Here is a 1,333-nt window from a genome sequence, read left to right as displayed (position 1 = left end):
AAATGTGCTAACAAAGCCAAATGCGAAAACTGTAAAGGTGAAGGAAAATGCGACAAGTGCGCTAACCAAGCCAAATGCGAAAACTGTAAAGGTGAAGGCAAATGCGACAAGTGTGCTAACAAAGCCAAATGCGAAAACTGTAAAGGTGAAGGCAAATGCGACAAGTGTGCTAACAAAGCCAAATCCGAAAACTGCAAAGGGTGCAAAGGGTGCGCTAAAAAAGGCGACCACGCACATAAAGACTATTCACATAAAGAGCATGCTAGCGCCAAGCATACACACGCTTGCCCTATGAACGCTGAGATTACAGGTATTGCTGGCGATACATGTCCAAATTGCGGCATGGATTTAATGCCAATAGCTACTAGCTCAAGCGCCCAGTCACACGATTAAGAAACAAGAGTAAGATACAAGAGGAAAAACAAGAGTAAGAAGCCGCACTTTCGAAAATTCTGCTCTACAAAAACCACGTTTTAGCATGCTAAAGCGTGGTTTAATATTTGATATGATTAGCACTACCTATGATAAGCTTGATAACAAACATCTGCAATTCAAACGAATCTCAACGATTATCAGTTGCTATTTATTTGTTCAATGCAAACTGTCAGACTGATTTTGATAATCAAACTTTGGCATCGACCATTGATATCGAATAGCCAACATTCTAAAACTAAAACCAAAAGTCACAGCAACAGTCAGGCTTATCCATTCAACAACCCCAGTAAACTTCATAACCACGTACAAGGTTGCCGTTAATAAAGCGACGATTGCGTATAGTTCTTTCTTAAAAATTAGCGGCACTTGATTACATAAAATATCTCGAATAACGCCGCCGAAAACACCTGTCACAACGCCCATTACAATCGCTATTTCTGCGCTATATCCAAGCATTAAAGTTTTCTGTGCACCTACAATTGAGAATACAGCGAGACCAATAGCATCAATTGCCAAAAACAATCTTGCTAAGTAGCGCATTAGCGGCGCTATCATCACAGTAAGTAATGAGGCACCTGCGATGGCCAACAAATAGTGTACATTTTCAATCCATATAATTGGTTAGTTACCGAGCAACATATCCCGTAAGGTGCCACCACCTATTGCCGTTACGCAACCAATAATCACCACACCAAACAGATCCATTTGTTTTTTACCGGCGGCTAACGCGCCAGTCATCGCCTCTGCTAATATGCCTATGAGCCATAAAGCACTGATAACTTTAACTTCTAACATAAAATGTACTGACTAATAAAAATAGAGCAGATTTTGCGCCTATTCATGTAAAAAATACAGATACAAAAATTGTTTTTTCACATTATTTTTTTTAATCCATAAA

General features: G+C 39.5%; 1 protein-coding gene and 1 pseudogene. One reads left to right on the top strand and one right to left on the bottom strand.

Going from position 1 to position 1,333, the window contains the following annotated elements:
* Nucleotides 1–393: heavy metal-binding domain-containing protein (locus tag BCU84_RS21065; RefSeq protein WP_277868768.1), on the top strand; the 393-nt coding region annotated here is incomplete at its 5' end.
* Nucleotides 394–591: 198 nt separating this feature from the next.
* Here BCU84_RS21065 and BCU84_RS19965 read toward each other — a convergent pair.
* Nucleotides 592–1,230: pseudogene (locus BCU84_RS19965) on the bottom strand (trimeric intracellular cation channel family protein).
* Nucleotides 1,231–1,333: the final 103 nt, after the last annotated feature.

Origin of the sequence: Shewanella sp. 10N.286.51.B7 (assembly GCF_002873615.1) — a bacterium.
Classification (GTDB): domain Bacteria; phylum Pseudomonadota; class Gammaproteobacteria; order Enterobacterales; family Shewanellaceae; genus Shewanella; species Shewanella electrodiphila.
This window is presented reverse-complemented; position numbering and strand designations above follow the sequence as displayed.